The organism is Oceanicella sp. SM1341 (genome assembly GCF_003448965.1).
GTDB lineage: Bacteria > Pseudomonadota > Alphaproteobacteria > Rhodobacterales > Rhodobacteraceae > Paroceanicella.
The window spans coordinates 176,541-197,721 of record NZ_QRGC01000002.1; the positions used below are offsets into that span (position 1 = coordinate 176,541).

Here is a 21,181-nt window from a genome sequence, read left to right on the forward strand (position 1 = left end):
CCATGCACCTCACCCCCACCGAGATGGAGCGGCTCACCATCTTCACCGCCGCCGAGCTCGCCCGGCGCTACCGCGGCCTCGGCATCCGCCTCAGCCACCCGGAAGCGGTGGCGCTGCTCGCGGACGAGATCCTGACCGCCGCGCGCCGCGGCCTCGACCACCCGGGCCTCGTGAGCCTCGCCGGAACGCTCCTTGGCCCGGAGGAGGTCGAGCCCGGCGTGCCGCAGATGCTCAGGACCTTCTCGGTCGAGGTGTCGATGGCCGAGGGCACCAAGCTCGTCACCGTGTTCGACCCCATCCCCCCGGCAGCGGAGCCGGGCCCCGCCCCCGGCGAGATCATCCCCGCGGAAGGCGAGATCGAGCTCAACGCCGGCCGCCCGCGCCGCGAGATCGAGGTGCTGAACGAGGGCGACCGCACCATCCAGGTGCGCGCCCACGCGCATTTCGCCGAGACGAACCCGGCGCTGAAGTTCGACCGCGCCGCCGCCTGGGGCATGCGCCTCGACCGGCCCTCGGGCGGCGGCGAGCGCTTCGACCCCGGGGTGGCGCGCACCGTCACCCTCGTGCCCTTCGGCGGCCTGCGGCGCATCCACGGTTTCGCCGGCCTCGCCGAGGGCGGGGCGGAGGAGACCCGCGCGGCCGGGCTCAGGGCGCTGGCCGAGAAGGGGTATGGCGCATGAAGATCTCCCGCGCGCAATACGCCGCCCTCTACGGTCCGACGACGGGCGACATGTTCCGCCTCGCCGACACCTCGCTGCTGGCCGAGATCGAGCATGACCACACGGTCTACGGCGACGAGCTCACCACCGGCGCCGGCAAGGCCATGCGCGACGGCGAGGGTTTCCGCACCACCGGCACCGACGCCTCCGGCGCCCTCGACATGGTGATCCAGAACGCCATCATCATCGACCCGCTGCTCGGCATCGTGAAGGGCGATATCGGCATCCGCCGCGACCGGATCGTGGCCGTGGGCAAGGCCGGCAACCCCGACATCATGGACGGCGTCCACCCCGATCTCGTCACCGGGCCGAACACCACCGTGGTGCATGGCGACCACCATGTCGTCACCCCCGGCGCGATCGAGGCGCACGCGCATTTCCTCTCGCCCCAGCAGGCCTGGCACGCGCTCGCGGGGGGCACGACGACGATGATCGGCATGTCGCCGGGCCCCAACTTCGACGTGAGCTGCTCGGGGCCCCACACGCTCGGCCGGCTCATCCAGGCGGCGGACGAATTCCCGCTCAACTTCGGCTTCCTCGGCCGCGGCGCCTCGGACCCCGCCGCGGTCACCGAGAGCGTGGCCGGCGGCGCGCTGGGCGTGAAGATCCACGAGGATTTCGGCGCCTCGCCGGCGGTGATCGACGGCAGCCTGCGCGCCGCCGACGCCGCCGATTTCTCCGTCCACCTGCACACCGACACCATCAACGAGTTCGGCTTCTGCGAGGACACGCTCGCCGCCATCGGCGGGCGGACCATCCACATGTACCACACCGAGGGCGCCGGCGGCGGCCACGCGCCGGACATCCTCGTGGTGAACGGCCACCCGAACGTGCTGCCCTCCTCGACCAACCCGACCAACCCCTTCACCGCGGCGGCGCTGGAGGAAGGCCTGCCGATGACCATGCTCGCCCACATGATGAGCTTCGATCTCATCGAGGACGTGGCCTTCGCCGAGGCGCGCATCCGCCCCCAGAGCATGGCGGCGGAGGATTTCCTCCATGACATGGGCGCGATCTCGATCTTCGCGACCGACACGCAAGGCATGGGCCGCCTCGCCGAGAACGTGGCGAAATGCTGGCAGCTCGCGAGCGTGATGAAGGACCGCACCGGCCGCCTGCCCGAGGAGCGCACCGCGCGCGCCGACAACGAGCGCATCCTGCGCTACATCGCCAAGCTCACCATCAACCCCGCGATCGCCGCGGGGATCGACGCGCATGTCGGCTCCATCGCGCCGGGCAGGATGGCCGATCTCGTGCTCTGGCCGCTGGCGAGTTTCGGCGCCAAGCCCGCGACGGTGATCACGTCGGGCACCATCGTCTGGGCGACGATGGGCGACGGCAACGGCAGCTTCGTGGGCTCCGAGCCGATGATCCACCGGCCGATGTGGGGCGCGCTCGGCACCGCGAAACACCGGCTCGGCGTCACCTTCGTGAGCCGGCTCGCGATGGACGGTGTGGCCGGGCGGCTGGGCGTCGCGAAACCCTTCGTGCCCATCGCCTCCGTGCGGTCCCTGCGCAAGTCCGACATGGTGCGCAACGCCGCCCTGCCGGCGATCGAGGTCGACCCGCGCACCTTCGAGGTGCGGGCCGACGGGCGACTGCTCACCTGCGAGCCGGCGGCGGAAGTCCCGCTCGCCCGGCGGTATTTCCTGCGATGAGCGGGGCGGCACGGATCGGCATCGGCGGGCCGGTGGGCTCGGGCAAGACGGCGCTGATCGAGCGCATGCTCGAGGCCTTCGCCGCCGACGGCACCGAGGTCGCGGTCATCACCAACGACCTCGCGACCGACGAGGACGCCGAGCGCCTGCGCCGCGGCGGGCGCCTCGCCCCTGAGCGCATCCTCGCGGTGCAGGCCGGGGCCTGCCCGCACACCGTCATCCGCGAGGACCCGACGCTGAACATGGCCGCCGCCGACCGGCTGGAGCGGCAGTTCCCCGGGCTGGAGCTGATCCTGATCGAGAGCGGCGGCGACAATCTCGCCTCCACCTTCTCGCTCGACCTCGTCGACTACTGGCTCTTCGTGATCGACGTCGCGGGGGGCGACGACATCCCCCGCAAGCGCGGGCCGGGCGTGCTGCAATGCGACCTGCTCGTCATCAACAAGACCGATCTCGCGCCGCATGTCGGCGTCGATTTCCCCGCCATGCTGGCCACGGCGCAGGCCGCGCGCGAGGGCCGGCCGGTGATCGCGTCGGACTGCCGGCGCGGCGCGGGGGTGGCCGAGGTCATCGCGCGGCTGCGCCGCGACGTGCTGTTCACCGCGGTCGCTCCATGACGGCAGGGCCGCCGGAAAGCGAAGGGCAGGTCGGCGAGGGTGATCCGCGCGCCCGTGCCCCCGTGCCCTCTGCCCGGCCCGCGGCCGGCGCGGAGCCGCGTGCGGCGGCGGAGCGTTGCCGTGGAGAAGCGGCCTCTCCCGGCAGGGCGCAGGTGGTGAGGGCATCGCAGGACGGCACGGGGCGTGATCGCGCGCGCCCTGCCTGCGCCGGCGCGGCGGCCGTGGCGGGTGGTGCCGGGCTCCCTGCCGGGCAGGCCGCGCGACGGGAAGCCCCATTGGCCGGCCGGGGGGTGGCTGCGGCGGGGGCCGATGTGCAGGGGGCCAGTGCCCCCCGGTCGGTCGGCGTCTATTGCGGCGGGCCGGTCCCGCTTCACGGAGGCTCCGGGATGTCCCGGGCGGGGGGCACATCGGCGCCTCCCGCTGCTCCGGAGGCGGCGGGGCCCTGCCAGCTCGACCTCGGCTTCGCCCCGGGGGCGGACGGGCGCACGCGCATCGAGCGGCGGCGGGTGAGCTGGCCCTGGTCGCTGCCGCGCGGCTTCCGGCTGGGCGAGGCGCCGGGGCTGCTCACCGTTCTGCCGCAGGCCGCCGCGGCCGCCCTGCTGCCGGGGGACTGCTGGGAGAGCCGGCTCGAGGCCCGGCCCGGCGCCGCGGTGCGCATCATCAGCGCCGGGGCCACGCTGGTGCATGCCGGCGGCGCCACGCCGCGGGCGGGCTGGGACATCGCGGTGGGTCCGGGCGCGCGGCTCGAGCTCGTCCCCGAGCCCTGGGTGCTCACCTCCGGCGCGCGGGTGGCGCAGCGGCTCGACGCCACGGTGGCCGCGGAGGGGCTGCTGCTGCTCTTCGACGGCTTCTGCCGCCAGTTTCCCGCGGCCGAGGCAGCGGGCGGCGCCTGGCGCTCCACCACCGTGCTGCGCCGGCCGTGCGGCGCGGTGATCCTGCGCGAGACGCAGGCGGTGGCAGAGGCGGGGCTCCGCGCGCTGGCGCGGATGCGCGGCGGGGCGGGAGCCTTCGGCGCCTTCACCGTCATCGGGCCCGAAGCCCGGCTGGCGCGGGTGCGAGCGGCGTTTCCCCCCGGGCCGGTGGAGGTCGGGGGCGCCTACGCCGCCTCGGCCGAGCTGCGCGGCGGCGCCGGGCTCGGGCTGCGGCTGGTGGCGCGCGATGGCGGCGCGCTGGTGGCGGCAAAGGCCCGGCTGCAGGAGCGGATCGGCGCGGCGCTGGAGGGCTGAAGGCAGAGCCGTGCCGCTCCGGCGGGAAACCCCGGGCGCGCAAGATCGCAAGGGAGGGGTGCGCAGCGAGAGCGGGGCGCGCCGCCGCCGCGGAAAAGCCCTCCGCCCCGGGAGAGGGCGGAGGGGGAGTTCCACCCCGCTCGAGGTGCGGTCGGGGTGGCAGGGTGCCCCGCCGCCGGGAGACGGCGGGGCCAGGGATCGGGGTGAGGGAACCCCCCGGCCTCAGGCGGCGCTGGCGCGCCGGGCCCCGGCCTCGATGGCGGCAAGCACCTGTCCGGTGTCCTGCACGTCGGCGAACAGGGTGATCATGTTGGAAAGGACGGCATTATGCTCCGCGTCGGTATGGGTGGCGTTGGCGTCGGCCACGAAGACCACCCCGTAGTCGAACTGGATGCCGTCGCGCGCGGTGCTCTCGCAGCAGCAGTTCGACAGGGTGCCGGTGATGATCAGCGTGTCGATGCCCCGGGCGCGGAGCTGCTCGTGCATGTCGCAGGTGCCCGGCGTGAAGGCCGAGAAGCGGGTCTTGTCGACGATGATGTCGCCCTCCGCCACGTCCAGCGCGTCCCACAGCTTGTGGTAGGGCGCGCCGGGGGCGAAGGCCTCGCGGTGCTCCTCGGCGCGCTCGGGGGTCATGTAGCCGCGGGTGTACCAGGCGCTCCAGCTCTCGGGGTCGGAGGTGAAGCGGGTGTAGACGATGGTGCCGCCGGCCGCGCGCAGCGCCCTGGTGATGCGGTTCACGTTGCCCACGATGTCGCGCGCCACGGGCACTTCCACCGGCGCGCCCTCGGCCATGAACCCGTCCTGCAGGTCAATCACCACATGCGCGGTGCGGGCGGGGTCGATCTCGGGCATCATCACCGGGGCCTCGCCGCGCAGGGCACGCGAGCGCTCGAGGATCTCCCGCGGAATGTCGATCTTGTGCATCGGTGTCTCCTGGAGGGTTCAGGCGGTGAAGCCCGAGAGGTCGGGGCGGCGGGTGTGCCAGTCCGTCAGGGTCTGGAAGGCGTGGCCGGCGCGCAGCAGCGCGGCCTCGGAGAGCGCCGGGCCCATGAGCTGGAAGCCGATCGGCACGCCCGCCTCGTCGAACCCGCCGGGCAGGGTGAGCGAGGGACAGCCGGTGAGATCAGCCGGCGCGGTGAACTTCAGCAGGTCGCCCAGATCGGGGTTCTCCGGGTCGGCGGCGGGGGCGCCGTAGGGGTTGTCGAGCGGCGGCAGGCGGCCGGCGGTCACCGGCAGCACCAGCATGTCGACCCCCTGCATCGCCGCGGCCACGGCACCGTTGTAGACCAGGCGCCACTGCATGGCCCGGCCCACCGCGTCGCCGCTCACCGACAGGCCGAGGTCGATCAGCCCGGCGAGATGCGGGCCATACTCGGCCTTGCGGGCGGGATAGGTCTCGGCATGGGCGATGGCCACCTCGATGCCGCAGAGCACGGTCCATTGCTCGGTGAGCTCGGGCGCCACGGGCAGTCTCACCGGCACGATGTGCGCGCCGAGCTCGCGCAGCACGGCGACGGCCTCCTGCAGGGCGGCGGAGGTCTGGGCGTCGGTGGTGCCGAACACCTGCTCCTCGTCGAGCCCGATGCGCAACCCGCGGATGTTGCCCGCGCAGGCGGCGAGATAGTCCGGCACCGGGGCCTGCAGGGCGGTGGGGTCCATCGGGTCGGCCCCGGCGAGCACGCCCATCATCGCGGCGGCGTCGCGCGCGGAGCGGGCCATGGGGCCCACGTGGTCGAGACTGTCGGCCAGCGCGAAGACGCCGTGGCGGCTCACCCGCCCCCAGGTGCCCTTCAGCCCGGTGAGGCCGTTTGCCGAGGAGGGAAAGCGGATGGAGCCGCCGGTGTCGGAGCCGAGCGAGCCGTAGCACAGGCCCGCCGCCGTGGCCGCCCCCGAGCCGGAGGAGGAGGAGCCGGCCCAGGCCTCGCGGTTCCAGGGGTTGAGCGGCGTGGGCATCTTCGGATGGTGGCCGGAATAGGCGCCCTCGGTCATCGCGAGCTTGCCCAGCAGCACCGCCCCGGCGCGCTCGAGCCGCGAGACCACGGTGGAATCGCGCCCGGTCACCACGCCCTTGTGGATCTGCATGCCGGCGGAAGTGGGGGCGGAGGCGGTCTCGCAGAGGTCCTTCACCGCCACGGGCACGCCGTGCAGCGGGCCGCGGCGCAGGCCGGCGGCGATCTCGGCCTCGGCGATGGCGGCGCGCTCACGCGCGTGGTCGGCCATCACGGTGATGTAGGAGCCGAGCGTGCCGTCCACCGCCTCGATCCGGTCGAGCACCGCCTCGGTCACCTCCACCGGCCCGACGACGCGGGCGGCGATCATCGCCGAGACCTCCATCAGGTCGAGGTCGGGCAGGGCGGCGCCCCGGGCGGCAGGCGGCTTGGCGGAGATGTTCACGGGCGGGCACTCTTCTGCTGGTCTCTGAAAATTGGTAGATTTGGAAAAGGTTGAATAAAAAAATATTGCAAGGCAAGGGAAATCTTGTGAGCGTCACAATGATGCAATGCACCAGGCAGGGGCGCTCCGCGGGCCGGCACGGCCCGCAGGCGAGAGGGAAAACCCGAGCCCCGCCAGCTTCGTGTCACCGGGAAACGGGCCGTGAGGCGCGTGTTTGCGCTGCAGCGGCCCCACCACGTCACACCCGCCAACAGGGAGGCGGCGATGAAACTTGGTCTGATCCTGTCCCATACGGGGCCCATGGGGCTGTGGACCCCGGGCTGCGAGGCCAGCGCCATCCTGGCCACGGCGGAGCTGAACGCCGCCGGCGGCGTGTTCGGCCGCGAGGTGGAGCTGGTGCCCGCGAACGCCGGCACCACGCCCGAATCCGCCGCCCGCGCCGCGCGCCGCCTCTCGGCCGAGCAGGGGGTCGACGCGGTCATCGGCATGCAGCCGAGCAACCTGCGCCCCGCGGTGCGCCAGGGCCTGGGCGGCAACGTGCCCTACATCTACACCTGCCAGTACGAGGGCGGCTATTGCGGCCCCGGCACCGTGGCCACCGGCATCACCGACTGGGAGGTGCTGGGCCCGGGAATCGGCTGGCTGGCCGAGCAGCGCGGCGCCCGGCGCTTCTTCTTCGTGGGCAACGACTACATCTGGCCGCGCGTTGCGCATGGCACCGCCGAGGCGGCGGTGACCGAGGCCGGCGGCCGCATGGTGGGCGACGCGCTGCTGCCCTTCGGCGAACGCGACTATTCCTACGTGCTCGACCAGATCCGCGCCATCCGCCCCGACGTGGTCATCACCGTGCTGCTGGGCGAGGAGGCGGTGGCCTTCAACCGGGCCTTCGGCGAAAGCGGCATGGCGCGCAACATGCTGCGCCTCAGCCTCGCCTTCGACGAATCGCTGCTCTGGGGCGTGGCGCCGGAAAACGCGGAAAACCTCTACGCCGTGCACACCTATTTCGACAGCCTGCGCAGCCAGGGCCGCGAGAAGATGGTGGCGGCCTACGAGCGCGGCTTCGGCAACACCCGCCCGCCGGTGAATGTCTACTCGCTGGGCTGCTACGACGGGGTGCACCTCGCCGCGGCGCTGGCCCGCTCGGTGGGGCGGGTGCATGGCGGCGAGATGGCCCGGCTCACCTCCAACCGCTTCGGCCGGGCCGATGCCATGGCCATGCTCGGCCTGCCCGGCGCGCGCCGCCGCCCGCCCATCCATATCGCCGAGGCGGATGGTACGGAATTCGTGGTGCGCGCCACGGTCTGAGCCCGCCTCCTCCGCGACGCCGCGTCCGCCCGTCCGGCGGGCGCGCGATTTTGCTTGATCGGTATCCGGCACTACCCTATTTGAACCCGAGAAACACAAAACGGCAACAATATCGTCCGCGGGATCATTTTGAGGAGGACACATGGCGGGCCCCAGGCTGACCGAGCAGCTCGGCTACATCATTGCAAGCGTGAACCGACGCCTGGAGGAAGACCTCGCGGAGCGGCTGCGCCCCGGCGGCATCGCCATCGAGCAGTTCCGCATCCTCGAGGCGCTGGACCAGAACGGCGCCCTCTCCATGGGAGAGCTCGCGGCGCTGGTGCTGGTCGAGCCCGCCACGCTCACCAAGATCATCGACCGCATGGTGTCCGACACGCTGGTGTTCCGCATGCCCGACGAGCGGGACCGCCGCCGGGTGAAGGTGGCCATGGCCCCGGCCGGCGAGGCGCAGTACCGCCGGCTCTCCGGCGTGTCGAAGGCGCATGAGAAGCATATTTCCGAGATTTTCGACGAGGCGGACGTGGCAGCGCTGCGCACCCTCCTTCTGGAGCTGAAGGAGCGCTGAGACCCACCCCGCCGGTATCCTGAGGGGGAGATACGGCATGGACTGGTTCGAGGGGTCGATCATGGCCCGCCGCGGCGTGGCCGCGGGCGAGGCGCGTGCGCGCCACACCATCACCGAGGCGGAGCAGGGCCCGTACCGCTATGTCTACGGGCCCTTCGTGGAGCCGGTGCTGCGCGTCGCGCCCGGCGCGGTGCTCGAGGTCGAGACGCTCGACGCGTTCGGCGGCGCGGTGAAGACCGAGGCCGACCTGCCCTCGAAGGTGCTGAAGATGCCCTTCGTGAACCCCCAGAACGGCCCCGTGGCCGTTGAGGGCGCCGAGCCGGGCGACACGCTGGCCGTGCGCATCCTCTCCATCGACCCGCGCGGCCCCCAGCCCGCCGGCACCACCGCGCTGCTGCCGGAGTTCGGCGGCCTCGTCGCCACGGCGCAGACCGCGATGCTCAACGCGCCGCTGCCCGAGGCGGTGAAGAAGATGGAGGTGACGCGCGAGGGCGGGGTGAAGTTCTCCGACCGCGTGACGCTGCCCTACGAGCCCTTCATCGGCACCCTGGGCGTGAGCCCGGCCATGGAGGCGGTGAGCTCGCTGCAGCCCGACTACTGGGGCGGCAACATGGACCTGCCCGACGTGGCCCCCGGCGCCGTGGTCTACTTCCCCGTGCTGCACGCCGACGCCTATCTCTACCTCGGCGATTGCCACGGCACGCAGGGTGATGGCGAGCTCTGCGGCGTGGCGGTGGAGATGAACTCCACCACCGTGATCCAGGTCGACCTGATCAAGGGCTGGCAGATCCCCGGCGTGCGGCTGGAGAACGAGCGCTTCATCATGAGCGTGGGCTCCGCCCGCCCGATGGAGGACGCGGCCCGCATGGCCTACCGCGACCTCATCCGCTGGATGGTCGACGATTACGGCTACGACGAGACGGAGGCGTATTTCCTCTGCACGCAGGCCGGGCGCGTGCGGGTGGGCAACATGGTCGACCCGAAATACACGCTCGGCGCCTCGATGCTCAAAACCTACCTGGCCTGAGGGGGGCTCACACATGGATCTCGGACTGAGCGGCATGAACGTGCTGGTGACCGGCGGCAGCAAGGGCATCGGCCGGCACTGCGTCGACATCTTCGCCGCGGAAGGCGCCAACGTGGCCTTCTGCGCCCGCAACCCGGAGGAGGTGGCCGCGGCGGAAACCGCGCTCTCCGGCAGCCTCGGGCTGATCAAGGGCACTTCGGTGGACGTGTCGGACAAGGGCGCGCTGGAGGCCTGGGTGGCCGAGAGCGCCGCCTCCATGGGCGGCATCGACATTCTCGTGGCGAATGTCTCGGCCCTCGCACTCGGCGACGACGAGGCCGCCTGGGAGGCGGGCTTTTCCACCGACATGATGCACACCGTGCGGCTGGTGAACGCCGCCCTGCCGCAGCTGGAGAAATCCGCCGCGGGCTCGATCTGCGCGGTCTCCAGCGTGTCGGGGCGCGAGGCGGATTTCACCGGCCCCGCCTATGGCGCCTTCAAGGCGGCGCTGGTGCATTACATGCAGCGCATGGCGCTGGAACTGGCGCCGAAGATGATCCGCTGCAACACCGTCTCGCCCGGCAACACCTATTTCAAGGGCGGCGTCTGGGAGAACGTGGAGCTCAACAACCCCGAGCTCTTCGCGAAGGCGCTGGCGCTCAACCCCACCGGCCGGATGGGCCGGCCCGACGAGGTGGCCCGCGCGGTGGTGTTCCTCTCCTCGCCCGCCTCCTCCTTCACCACCGGCACCAACCTGGTGGTGGACGGCGCGCTCACCCGCGGCATCCAGCTCTGAGGCGGCCATGATCACCATCACCGCGATCATCCGCGCGAAGCCCGGGCAGGAGGAGGCCATGCGCGCCGCCCTGCTCGATGTCGCCGCCCATGTGGCGGCGGAGGAGCCGGAGACGCTGGGCTTCTACCTCTCCCAGTCGCTGGCCGACCCCGCGGTCTTCACCACCTACGAGCGCTTCGCGAACGAGGCGGCGATGGAGCGGCACAACGGCTCGCCCGCCACGGCGCGCTTCTTCGCCCTCGGCCCGGAGCTGATCGAGGGCGACGTGATCCTGGAGACCTGCCGGGAATATTCCGCGAAGGCGTGAGGGCTCACACCCCGGGGGGCAGGCGCGGGCGCATCGCCTCGCGGCGCTCGAAGGCCTCGCCGTCGGCGGTGAAACTGCCGTCGCCCTTCGCGTGCAGCAGCCGGTGGTCGGCGCGGGCGGGCGTGACCCAGGCCGCGACGCCCTCCAGCAGCACGAGGTCGAGCCGCTCGACGATCTCCACCACCCGGCACTCGATGTTGGCGAGGCATTCGGCAATCAGCGGCGCGCCCACCTGCGAGGCCGGCAGGGGCGTGAGCGGGAAACGGGCGAACTTGTCCGTCTCCCGCCCCGAGCAGGTGCCCACGCCCAGCACGGTGTCGATGAGATCGGCGCCCGGGATGGCCAGCACGCACTCGCGCTGCGCCTTCAGCGCGGCGAAGGAATGGTTCCACGCGCCGGTGGTGAGGGCGAACTCGGCGGCGAAGCTGCGCACCATGGTCCAGGTCACGGTCATCACGTTGGCCCGGGTGCCGTCATGGGTGCTGACCAGCACCACCGGCCCCGGCTCGAGCCACATGAAGGCCTTGTGAAGGGGAAGCTCTTCCATCACCGTCTCCTCTCTCGCCCCACAGCCTAGCGCGCCGGGGCCGCCGCGCCACGCTGTGGCTGGACAGGGCGGCCGCCCTCGCCTATGCGGACATATGGCTGATCGGATCGCTCAGGAAAGCGTTGCTCATGGCCCGCGGTTCTTCCGGGCCGGGTGGGACCGCTGGACGCTGGGCGCCCTCGCCATCGCCGCACTGGTGGTGGCCCCGCTCATCGCCGTGGCGCTGATCGCGCTGTTTCCCACCGAGAACATCTGGCCGCATCTCGTCTCCACCGTGCTGCCGCGCTACCTCGCGAATTCGCTGGGGCTGGTGATCTGCGTGGGCGGGGCCACGGCCGTGATCGGCACCGGCTGTGCCTGGCTCACCACCATGTGCGCCTTTCCCGGCCGGCGCTGGCTGGAGCCGCTGCTCTTTGCCCCGCTCGCCGTGCCGGCCTATATCGGCGCCTATGCGCTCGTGGACCTGCTGGAATACGCCGGGCCCGTGCAGGGCGCGCTGCGCGAGCTGTTCGGCTGGCGCTCGGCGCGGGACTACTGGTTTCCCGAGATCCGCTCCTTCTGGGCCGCCGCCACGGTGCTGAGCCTGGGTTATTACCCTTACGTCTACCTGCTGGCGCGCGCGGCCTTCCGCGAGCAGTCGGTCTCGGCGCTGGAAGTGTCGCGAGCGCTGGGGCAGGGGCCCTGGGGCAGCTTCTGGCGGGTGGCGGTGCCGCTGGCGCGCCCGGCGATCTTCATCGGCGCTGCCGTGGCCGCGATGGAGACGCTCAACGATTTCGGCGCGGTGGATTTCTTCGCCGTGCAGACGCTCACCACCGGCATCTTCTCGATCTGGCTCGAGGCCTACAATGCCGGCGGCGCGGCGCAGATCGCCTGCGTGATGCTCGCCCTCATTCTCGGGCTGATGCTGGTGGAGCGGCGCTCGCGCGCGAAGCGGCGCTACCACAACATGTCCAAGCGCTACCGCCCGGTGGAGCGCGCGCGGCTGGGGCCGGTGGCGCGCTGGCTCGCGTTCCTCGCCTGCCTCGCGCCCTTCGCGCTCGGCTTCCTGCTGCCCGTGGGCGTGATGCTGAGCCATGCGATGGACGACCCCGCCGTCTGGCAGCGCGCCGCCCTCTGGCGGGCGGGGCTCAACACGGTCTGGCTCTCGCTCCTCACCGCGGTGATCGCGGTGGCGGCGGGGCTGTTCATGGTCTACGGCGCGCGCAATTCCGCCAGCCGGCTGCCGCGGCTGCTCGCCCCGGTCACGCAGGTGGGCTATGCTGCCCCGGGCGCGGTGATCGCGGTGGGGGTGCTCATCCCCTTCGCGGCCCTCGACCACCGGGTGGCCGACGGTATCGAGGCGCTCACCGGCCATGACCCCGGGCTGATCCTCACCGGCTCCACCGCGGCGGTGGTGTTTGCCTATCTCGTGCGCTTCTTCGCCGTGGCGCAGGGCGCGATGGAGAGCGCGATGGGCCGGGTGACGCCGTCGATGGACATGGCCGCACGCTCGCTCGGCCGCACGCGGGGCGGGGCGCTGCGCGACGTGCACCTGCCGATGATCCGCTCCTCAATCCTCGCCGCCGGCATGGTGGTGTTCGTCGACACGGCGAAGGAACTGCCGGCCACGCTCATCCTGCGCCCGTTCAACTTCGACACGCTGGCCACCCACACCCACATGCAGGCCAAGAGCGAGCAACTCTCCGCCGCGGCCCCCTCGGCGCTCGCCATCGTGGCGCTGGGCCTGCTGCCGGTGGTGCTACTGGGGCTGCAGAAGCGGCAGGGCTAATCGCGCACGGTCTCCATCGCGACGAAGGTGGTGGTGTGGGAGACATGCGGCAGCGCCGAGATCACCTCGCCCATCAGCCGCCGGTAGCCGGTGATGTCCTTCGTGCGCACCTTCAGCAGGTAGTCGAACCCGCCGGCGATCATGTGGCAGCCCACGATCTGCGGCACCTCGCGCACCCTGGCGTTGAAGGCCTCCAGCGCCGCCGAACGGGTGTCCGACAGCGTCACCTGCACGAAGGCGATATGCCCCAGCCCCATGCGCGCGGGGTCGACCAGCGCCGCGTAGCCGCGGATGATCCCCGCCGCCTCCAGCCGCCGCACCCGCGCCTGCACAGGGGTCTTCGACAGGCCCACCGCCGCGCCGAGCTGCGCCATGCTCAGCCGCGCATTTTTCTGAAGCGCGCCAAGGATTTGCCGGTCAATCCGGTCCAGATGGAATTCGGGTTCGTCCATGGCAGGCAGTATGGCTTGCCGGAGGGCGGAAATAAAGACCGTTCGGCCTGCCTTCGGGCTTTCTATGGCCGGGCAACCTCGTGTTAACCTGATAATCTCGTGCCCGAGCCTGCCACCCCCGAGGAGCCTCCCCGCATGACCGAGATCCGCCAGACCCTCCGTGCCTCCCTCTGCCCCGACGAGGCCACCACCGTGCGCGACCTGATCGCCCTCGCCGCCCTTTCCGGGCAGGAGCGGGCCGATATCGCCGCGCGCGGTGCCGACCTGGTGCGCCGCACCCGTGGCGCCGACGACACCGGCATGATGGAGATGTTCCTGGCGGAATACGGCCTCTCCACCCGCGAGGGCGTGGCGCTGATGTGCCTCGCCGAGGCGCTGCTGCGCGTGCCCGACGCCGAGACCATCGACGACCTGATCGCCGACAAGATCGCCCCGCATGACTGGGGCGCGCATATCGGCGATTCCGGCTCGGTGATGGTGAATGCCTCCACCTGGGCGCTGATGCTCACCGGCCGGGTGCTGGAGGAGGAGAGCGTGGGCGTGGTGGGCGCGCTGCGCGGCGTGGTGCGCCGGCTTGGCGAGCCGGTGATCCGCACCGCCGTGGCCCGCGCCATGCGCGAGATGGGCGACCAGTTCGTGCTGGGCCAGACCATCCAGGCAGCGCTGAAGCGCGGCCGCGCCGACGTGGAGAAGGGCTACACCCATTCCTTCGACATGCTGGGCGAGGCGGCCCGCACCGAGGCCGACGCCCTGCGCTACCACCGCTCCTATTCCGACGCCATCGCCGCCATCGCGAAGGCGGCGAAGGAGGACATCCGCACCAACCCCGGCATCTCGGTGAAGCTCTCCGCCCTGCACCCGCGCTACGAGGTGGCCCAGGCGGAGGCGATGCTGCCGGTGCTCTCGGCCCGGCTGCTCGACCTGTGCCGTGCCGCGGCCCAGGCGCGCATCGGCCTGAACATCGACGCCGAGGAGGCCGACCGGCTCGACCTCTCGCTCGACGTGATCGAGACGGTGCTGGCCGACCCCTCGCTCGCCGGGTGGGAAGGCTTCGGCGTGGTGGTGCAGGCCTACGGGCCGCGGGCGCGCCACGCGATCGACTGGCTTTATGCCCTCGCGCAGCGGCTCGACCGGCGCATCATGGTGCGGCTGGTGAAGGGCGCCTACTGGGATACGGAGGTGAAGCGCGCCCAGGTGCTGGGCCTGCCCGGATACCCGGTGTTCACCCGCAAGGAGCACACCGACGTGAGCTACATCGCCTGCGCGCGCAAGCTGCTCTCGATGACCGACCGCATCTACCCGCAATTCGCCACGCATAACGCGCATACCATTGCCGCCATCCTGCACATGGCCGGCCCCGGGCGCGACCATTTCGAGTTTCAGCGCCTGCACGGCATGGGCGAGGTGCTGCACGGCATCGTGCACCGGGCCGAGCACACGCGCTGTCGCATCTACGCCCCGGTGGGCGCCCACCGCGACCTGCTGGCCTATCTCGTGCGCCGGCTGCTGGAAAACGGCGCGAACTCCTCCTTCGTGCACCAGATCGTCGACGAGGACGTGGCCGCCGAGGTGATCGCGGCCGACCCGCTCGCCACCGCCGAGGCGCAGGGCTGCGCGCCCAACCCGCGCATTCCCGCCCCCGCCGGCATCTACGGCCCGGATCGGGTGAATTCCGCCGGGCTCGACCTGACCGACCCGCTCACCCTCGCTTCGCTGGAGGCCGGCCGCGCGCCCTTCGCCGCGCCCCACCGCTGGGACGCGGGCAACGGCCGCGAGGTGGTGAACCCCGCCGTGCCCGGCGATGTGGTGGGCACCGTGGCCGAAACCGCGCCCGACGCGGTGGCCGACGTGATCGCCCGCGCCGCCGCCGCCGCGCCGGGCTGGGCGGAGACGCCCGTCGCCACCCGCGCCGCGGTGCTGCGCGCCGTGGCCGACGCCTACGAGGCGCATACGCCGGAGCTGCTCGCCCTCCTCGCCCGCGAGGCCGGCAAGACCCTGGCCGACGGCATCGCCGAGATCCGCGAGGCGGTGGATTTCCTGCGCTACTACGCCAATGGCGCCGCCGCGGCGGAGCAGGGCACCCGGGCGCGCGGCGTGATCGCCTGCATCTCGCCCTGGAACTTCCCGCTCGCCATCTTCACCGGCCAGATCGCGGCGGCGCTCGCCACCGGCAACGCGGTGGTGGCCAAGCCGGCCGAGCAGACCCCGCTCACCGCATACCGTGCCGTGGCGCTGATGCGCGGCGCCGGCCTGCCGGAGGACGTGGCTCTGCTGGTGCAGGGCGCGGGCGACGTGGGCGCCGCCCTCACCGCCGATGCGCGCCTCGGCGGCGTGTGCTTCACCGGCTCCACCGAGGTGGCCCGCATCATCGACCGCCAGCTCGCGCAGACCGCCCCCGAGGCGCTGCTCATCGCCGAGACCGGCGGGCTGAACGCGATGATCGTCGACAGCACCGCCCTGCCGGAGCAGGCGGTGCGCGACATCATCGCCAGCGCCTTCCAGAGCGCCGGGCAGCGCTGCTCGGCCCTGCGCGTGCTCTACGTGCAGCGCGAGGTGCTGGGCGGGCTCACCGAGATGCTCACCGGCGCGATGGACGCGCTGGTGGTCGGCGACCCCTGGGCGCTCTCCACCGACGTGGGCCCGGTGATCGACGCCGAGGCGAAGGCGGGCATCGAGGACTGGGTGGCGAGGATGGAGGCCGAGGGCCGGCTGCTGCATGCCCTGCCGGTGCCGGCCGGGGGCTGCTTCACCCGCCCCGCGCTGGTGCGGGTCGAGGGCATCGGCACGCTGGAGCGCGAGATCTTCGGCCCGGTGCTGCACATCGCCCCCTTCGAGGCCGAGCGCATGGAGGCCGTGGTGGCCGAGGTGAACGCCGCCGGCTACGGGCTCACCATGGGCCTGCACACCCGCATCGACGGCCGGGTGCAGGACGTGGTGGACGCCGCCCATGTCGGCAATCTCTACGTGAACCGCAACCAGATCGGCGCGGTGGTGGGGGTGCAGCCCTTCGGCGGCGAGGGGCTCTCGGGCACCGGGCCGAAGGCGGGCGGGCCGAACTACCTCGACGCCTTCCGCCTCAGCCTGCGCCCGGTGCCCGCGGCGCCGGTGGCGGAGGGCGCGGCCGCGGTCGACGTGGCCGAGGCGGCGCGGGGCCTGCCGCCGCAGGGCTGGACCGACCCGGTGGCGAAGCTGCGCGCGGCGCTGCGCGGCCGCGGGGCCCCGGCGCTCACCTCAGTGGGCGGGCTCGACTGCGGGCCGATCGACCTCGCCGGGCCGACGGGCGAAGCGAACCAGCTCCGCCTCGCGCCGCGCGGCCGGGCGCTGGTGCTGGGCCCCGACCCGGAGAGCCTGCTCGCCCAGGCGATCCTCGCGCTGGGAACCGGCAACCGCGTGCTCGCGGTGGCGCCCGGCGCGCGGGCCGCGCTCGCGCCCCTGCTCGCCGCCGGCGCGCCGCTGGTGGCGGTCGACGGGGTGCCCGACATGGCCAGCGTCACCGCCGCCCCCTTCGACGTCGCCGCGCTGCGCCACGGCAGCCCGGGGCTCGCCGCCCTGCGCGCGGCGCTCTCGGCGAAGGAGGGCCCCCTGGTGCCGCTGGTGGGCGGGGTGGACCGCCCGGCGGCCTATTGCGCCGAGCGCACGCTGAGCATCGACACCACGGCCTCGGGCGGGAATGCCGAGCTGATGGCCCACGCCGGCTGAGCCCGCGCGCCGGGCAGAGACGGAGCGCTCCCGCCGGACGGTCGGGGGCCTCGCGGCCCCCTCCCTTGCCGTTTGGGCCGGGCCGGGGCTGTGCCCCGGCTGTGGCGCGCGGTATCGATGGCGGGTCGTGGTTCCGGGCGTTCGCCGGCACTTCATGAACGGGCTTTGTGGAAACGGGCGGAAGCGCGTCTGGCGAGGCCCGCCGGGATGGCGTCCTCTCGCCCTGCGGAAAGGGAGCGCTTCCGCCGGCCTCGCGCAGGCTGGCCCGGCGCCGGTCTCTGCGGGCCCGTGCCTCCCGGCGCCCTGCGCCAGCCAGGCAGTCCTGCCCGGCGCGCCGCCTCCGGCCCCGCGCCGGAGACGCGGCACGCGGCGACACGCCGGTCGGGGGCTCGATGCCCCCGTCCGGCGTTTTTCCCCCGCGCTGTCGCCGGCTCCCCGCGCTGCCTGAACAGCCCTGCCGCAGGCCGTCAGGCGGGGGTGGTGAGGGTGCGGCGCACGGCGTCGTCCCAGCCGGCCTTCAGGGTGGCGCGCTCATCGGCACCGATGGCGGGCTCGAAGCGGCGCTCGAGGGCCCAGGCCTCGGCGAAACCCTCCTGCCCGGGGTAGAGGCCGGAGGCCTGGCCGGCGAGCCAGGCGGCGCCGAGGGCGGTCGTCTCCAGCACCTCGGGCCGGTCGACCGGGGCGCCGAGCATGTCGGCGAGGAACTGCATCGTCCAGTCCGAGGCGGACATGCCGCCGTCCACCCGCAGGGCGGAGAGCTCGGCCGCGCCCTCGCCCGGCCAGTCGGCCTGCATCGCCTCCCAGAGGTCGCGGGTCTGGTAGGCGACGCTCTCGAGCGCGGCGCGGGCGATCTCGGCCGGCCCCGCGTTTCGGGTGAGGCCGAAGAGCGCGCCGCGGGCCTCCGCGTCCCAGTGCGGGGCGCCGAGGCCGGTGAAGGCGGGCACGAGGTAAAGGCGCTGGCCGGGGTCGGCACGCTCGGCGAGGCCCTGGGTTTCGCTCACGTGGCGGATGATGCCGAGCCCGTCGCGCAGCCATTGCACCACGGCGCCGGCGATGAAGATCGAGCCCTCCAGCGCGTAGGTGGGGGTGCCGCCGAGCTGGTAGGCCACGGTGGTGAGCAGCCGGTGGGCCGATTTCGCCGGGGTGCCGCCGGTGTTGAGCAGGGCGAAACAGCCGGTGCCGTAGGTGCTCTTCATCATGCCGGGGCGGAAACAGGCCTGGCCCAGCGTGGCGGCCTGCTGGTCGCCCGCAACGCCGCGGATGGGGATGGGCCGGCCGAAGAGATCGGGCCGGGTCATGCCGAACTCGGCGTCGCAGTCGCGCACCTCGGGGAGCATCTGCATGGGGATGTCGAGGGCGCGGCAGACCTCCTCGTCCCAGCGGCCCTCGTGGATGTTGTAGAGCATGGTGCGCGAGGCGTTGGTGGCGTCGGTCACATGCTCGGCCCGGCCGGTCATCCGCCAGATCAGATAGGTGTCGACCGTGCCGAACAGGATCTCGCCGCGCCGCGCCCGCTCCCGCGAGCCCTCCACCTCGTCGAGGATCCAGGCGAGCTTGGTGCCGGAGAAATAGGGGTCGACCAGCAGGCCGGTGCGCTCGGTCACCACCGGCTCCAGCCCCTCGGCGCGCAGGCGGGCGCAGGTCTCGGCGGTGCGGCGGTCCTGCCAGACGATGGCGTTGTGCAGCGGGCGGCCGGTGTCCTTCTCCCACACCACCACGGTCTCGCGCTGGTTGGTGATGCCGATGGCGGCGATGTCCTTCGGGCCGATGCCGGCGCGCTCGATGGCCGAGCGGCAGGTGGCGGCGGTGGTGCCCCAGATGTCCGCCGGGTCATGCTCCACCCAGCCCGAGGCCGGGAAATGCTGGGGAAACTCCTCCTGCCCGGTGGCGACGCGCTGCATGGACCCGTCGAACAGGATCGCCCGGCTCGAGGTGGTGCCCTGGTCGATGGCGAGGATGTGGTGGGTCATGAACTCTCCCTGGTCTTGCTGCCGGTGTCCGCGCCGCGGGGCGGGGGTCCTCCGGGGGTGATGGTAGCGGCATTCGCCGGCAATGCCACCCGGGGGGCCGCGACAGCGCGGCGCTTGCCGGGGCGCGCGGGCGGCGGCACCTTGCGCGCATGGACAGCATCGTGCGCTACCTCAGCCACCCGCAGGTGCGGCTGGACCCCGAGATCCCGGTGCCGGACTGGGGCCTGAGCGACATCGGCCGCGCCCGGGCGGAGGCGGCGGCGCACGCGCCCTGGTTTGCCGGCGCGCGCAGCATCTTCTCGAGCGCAGAGCGCAAGGCGGTGGAGACGGCGCAGTGCATCGGTGCCCCGCGCGGCCTTGCCCCGCGCATCCGCCCGGCCATGCACGAGAACGACCGCTCGGCCACCGGCTTCCTGCCGCCGCCGGAGTTCGAGCGCATGGCGGATGCCTTCTTCGCCCGGCCCGACGAGGCGGTGCGCGGCTGGGAGCCCGCGGCCCGGGCCCAGGCCCGCATCCTGCGCGAGACGGCGGCGGCCCTGGCCGAGGCGCCCGAGGGCGACGTGCTGCTGGTGGGCCACGGCGCGGTGGGAACCCTGCTCGCCTGCGCCCTGTCCGGACAGGCGATCGCACGGAATCACGACCAGCCGGCGGGCGGCGGATGCTATTTCAGCTTCACCCGGCGGGGCAGGGCGCTGCTGCACGGCTGGCAGAGGCTGGAAACCCCGCCTCCGGCTCCGACCACCCGCGCGCGCTAAGGCCACGCGATTTCATGTCGTTAGCGGGACACCCCCGCGGGGCTGCCGCGGGGTCAATACAAAAGTGAATTAGTAGGAATTGACTTTCCCGAGCCCTTTGCTCAAGTTTCCTCCCGAAGACCTACTGTTTTAGTCGGGAGACGCGCATGAAGCTGCCCTTCACCGCAATCGCCATTCTGGTTGCTGCCCCTGCCCTCGCCGTGGACAAGACGGAGGTCCTGGGGACCTACGCCGATATCGCCGAGGCCGGGTACGGCGACTCCGTGACGACGGCGAAGGCGCTGCAGCAGGCGGTGGACACGCTGATCGCCTCTCCCTCCGAGGACACGCTCACCGCCGCGCGCGAGGCCTGGCTGGCCGCCCGCGTGCCCTATCAGCAGACCGAGGCCTACCGTTTCGGCAATGCCATCGTCGACGAGTGGGAAGGCAAGGTCAACGCCTGGCCGCTCGACGAGGGGCTGATCGACTATGTCGAGGGCCAGGGGGCGAGCGACGAGAACGAATACGCCGTGCTGAACGTGATCGCGAACGAGAGCTTCACGCTCTCGGGCGAAGAGGTGGATGCATCCGAGATCACCCCGGCACTGCTGCAGGACACCCTGCAGGAGGCGGACGAGATCGAGGCCAATGTCGCCACCGGCTACCACGCGGTGGAATTCCTGCTCTGGGGCCAGGACCTGAACGGCACCGAGGCCGGCGCCGGCAACCGCCCCTGGACCGATTACGCACAGGGCGACGCCTGCACCGGCGGCAACTGCGACCGCCGAGCCGAATACCTGAAGGTGGCGACCGACCTGCTGGTCTCCGACCTCGAGTGGATGGCCGCGCAGTGGAGCGAGGGCGGCGAGGCCCGCGAAACCCTGATGGCCGACCCCGACGCCGGCATCCAGGCCATGCTCACCGGCATGGGCAGCCTCTCCTACGGCGAGCTGGCGGGTGAGCGCATCCGCCTTGGCCTGATGCTCAACGACCCGGAGGAGGAGCATGACTGCTTCTCCGACAACACCCACAACAGCCATTATTACGACGGCCTGGGCATCCGCAACGTCTACACCGGCAGCTACACCCGGGTGGACGGCTCGAAGGTCTCCGGCCCGTCGCTCTCCGCCCTCGTCGCCGAGGCGGACCCCGAGGCCGACGCCGCCGTGACCGCGGCGCTCGACGCCACGGTGGATTCGCTCGGCAAGCTCAAGGCCCGCGCCGAGGACGGGCTCGCCTATGACCAGATGCTCGCCCGCGGCAACGAGGAGGGCGAGGCGCTGATCATGGACGTGGTCGACCATCTCGTCGCCCAGACCCGCAGCATCGAGAAGGCCGTCGCCGTTCTCGGCACCGACATCCAGATCGAGGGCTCCGACAGTCTCGACAACCCGTCGGCGGTTTTCCAGTAACCCATC

18 protein-coding genes are annotated in these 21,181 nt (G+C 72.4%); 13 read left to right on the forward strand and 5 right to left on the reverse strand.

The features are described from left to right. The first annotated feature begins 2 nt into the window (after nt 1–2). From ureB to D3P35_RS02785, 4 genes are all read left to right on the forward strand, one after another. The gene (ureB, locus tag D3P35_RS02770; RefSeq protein WP_118132935.1) at nt 3–680 is read left to right on the forward strand and encodes an urease subunit beta; all 678 of its coding nucleotides are present in this window, start codon (nt 3–5) and stop codon (nt 678–680) included. After that, entirely contained in the window at nt 677–2,377 is a 1,701-nt protein-coding gene (gene ureC, locus D3P35_RS02775; protein ID WP_118132936.1) for an urease subunit alpha, read from the forward strand. Before ureB ends, ureC begins: the two co-directional genes overlap by 4 nt. Beyond that, a complete protein-coding gene (gene ureG / locus D3P35_RS02780; protein WP_118132937.1) occupies nt 2,374–2,994 on the forward strand; it encodes an urease accessory protein UreG in 621 nt (206 codons plus the stop codon). Before ureC ends, ureG begins: the two co-directional genes overlap by 4 nt. 386 nt (nt 2,995–3,380) lie before the next feature. After that, entirely contained in the window at nt 3,381–4,220 is an 840-nt protein-coding gene (locus D3P35_RS02785) for an urease accessory protein UreD (RefSeq protein WP_118132938.1), read from the forward strand. 222 nt (nt 4,221–4,442) lie between these two features. Here D3P35_RS02785 and D3P35_RS02790 read toward each other — a convergent pair whose 3' ends face one another. Further along, nucleotides 4,443–5,144: a cysteine hydrolase family protein gene (locus D3P35_RS02790; protein ID WP_118132939.1), complete on the reverse strand. Its 702-nt coding sequence runs from the start codon at nt 5,142–5,144 to the stop codon at nt 4,443–4,445. Between the two features lie 18 nt (nt 5,145–5,162). Continuing rightward, the gene (locus D3P35_RS02795; protein ID WP_232830346.1) at nt 5,163–6,614 is read right to left on the reverse strand and encodes an amidase; all 1,452 of its coding nucleotides are present in this window, start codon (nt 6,612–6,614) and stop codon (nt 5,163–5,165) included. A 264-nt stretch (nt 6,615–6,878) separates the two neighbouring features. Here D3P35_RS02795 and D3P35_RS02800 point away from each other — a divergent pair, with 264 nt between their 5' ends. The 5 genes from D3P35_RS02800 to D3P35_RS02820 all read left to right on the forward strand — a co-directional run bounded on the left by D3P35_RS02800 (nt 6,879) and on the right by D3P35_RS02820 (nt 10,593). Then, complete coding sequence (locus D3P35_RS02800; RefSeq protein ID WP_232830347.1) at nt 6,879–7,919, forward strand: substrate-binding domain-containing protein; 1,041 nt, start codon at nt 6,879–6,881, stop codon at nt 7,917–7,919. 142 nt (nt 7,920–8,061) lie between these two features. Next, entirely contained in the window at nt 8,062–8,484 is a 423-nt protein-coding gene (locus tag D3P35_RS02805; protein ID WP_118132940.1) for a MarR family winged helix-turn-helix transcriptional regulator, read from the forward strand. A gap of 37 nt (nt 8,485–8,521) precedes the next feature. Beyond that, nucleotides 8,522–9,511, forward strand: a complete 990-nt coding sequence (locus tag D3P35_RS02810) for an acetamidase/formamidase family protein (RefSeq protein WP_118132941.1) — start codon at nt 8,522–8,524, stop codon at nt 9,509–9,511. A gap of 13 nt (nt 9,512–9,524) precedes the next feature. Beyond that, nucleotides 9,525–10,286 carry an SDR family NAD(P)-dependent oxidoreductase gene (locus D3P35_RS02815; RefSeq protein WP_118132942.1) on the forward strand — a complete coding sequence of 254 codons (762 nt, stop codon included), beginning with the start codon at nt 9,525–9,527 and terminating at the stop codon, nt 10,284–10,286. Between the two features lie 7 nt (nt 10,287–10,293). Next, on the forward strand, nt 10,294–10,593 hold the full coding sequence (locus D3P35_RS02820) for a putative quinol monooxygenase (RefSeq protein ID WP_118132943.1): 300 nt from the start codon (nt 10,294–10,296) through the stop codon (nt 10,591–10,593). 4 nt (nt 10,594–10,597) lie between these two features. Here D3P35_RS02820 and D3P35_RS02825 read toward each other — a convergent pair whose 3' ends face one another. Further along, nucleotides 10,598–11,140: a flavin reductase family protein gene (locus tag D3P35_RS02825; RefSeq protein ID WP_118132944.1), complete on the reverse strand. Its 543-nt coding sequence runs from the start codon at nt 11,138–11,140 to the stop codon at nt 10,598–10,600. A gap of 94 nt (nt 11,141–11,234) precedes the next feature. Here D3P35_RS02825 and D3P35_RS02830 point away from each other — a divergent pair, with 94 nt between their 5' ends. Continuing rightward, nucleotides 11,235–12,908, forward strand: coding sequence for an iron ABC transporter permease (locus tag D3P35_RS02830; protein WP_118132945.1), 1,674 nt, complete (start codon nt 11,235–11,237; stop codon nt 12,906–12,908). Here D3P35_RS02830 and D3P35_RS02835 read toward each other — a convergent pair. Beyond that, nucleotides 12,905–13,360: an Lrp/AsnC family transcriptional regulator gene (locus D3P35_RS02835; RefSeq protein WP_118132946.1), complete on the reverse strand. Its 456-nt coding sequence runs from the start codon at nt 13,358–13,360 to the stop codon at nt 12,905–12,907. The genes D3P35_RS02830 and D3P35_RS02835 overlap by 4 nt on opposite strands. Nucleotides 13,361–13,495: 135 nt before the next feature. Here D3P35_RS02835 and putA point away from each other — a divergent pair, with 135 nt between their 5' ends. Continuing rightward, complete coding sequence (gene putA, locus D3P35_RS02840) at nt 13,496–17,059, forward strand: bifunctional proline dehydrogenase/L-glutamate gamma-semialdehyde dehydrogenase PutA (protein WP_118132947.1); 3,564 nt, start codon at nt 13,496–13,498, stop codon at nt 17,057–17,059. 467 nt (nt 17,060–17,526) lie between these two features. Here putA and glpK read toward each other — a convergent pair whose 3' ends face one another. Further along, a complete protein-coding gene (gene glpK, locus D3P35_RS02845; RefSeq protein WP_118132948.1) occupies nt 17,527–19,029 on the reverse strand; it encodes a glycerol kinase GlpK in 1,503 nt (500 codons plus the stop codon). A 149-nt stretch (nt 19,030–19,178) separates the two neighbouring features. Between glpK and D3P35_RS02850 the strand changes: the two genes are divergently transcribed. After that, on the forward strand, nt 19,179–19,784 hold the full coding sequence (locus tag D3P35_RS02850) for a histidine phosphatase family protein (protein ID WP_118132949.1): 606 nt from the start codon (nt 19,179–19,181) through the stop codon (nt 19,782–19,784). Nucleotides 19,785–19,930: 146 nt separating this feature from the next. Next, the gene (locus D3P35_RS02855; RefSeq protein ID WP_118132950.1) at nt 19,931–21,175 is read left to right on the forward strand and encodes an imelysin family protein; all 1,245 of its coding nucleotides are present in this window, start codon (nt 19,931–19,933) and stop codon (nt 21,173–21,175) included. Nucleotides 21,176–21,181: the final 6 nt, after the last annotated feature.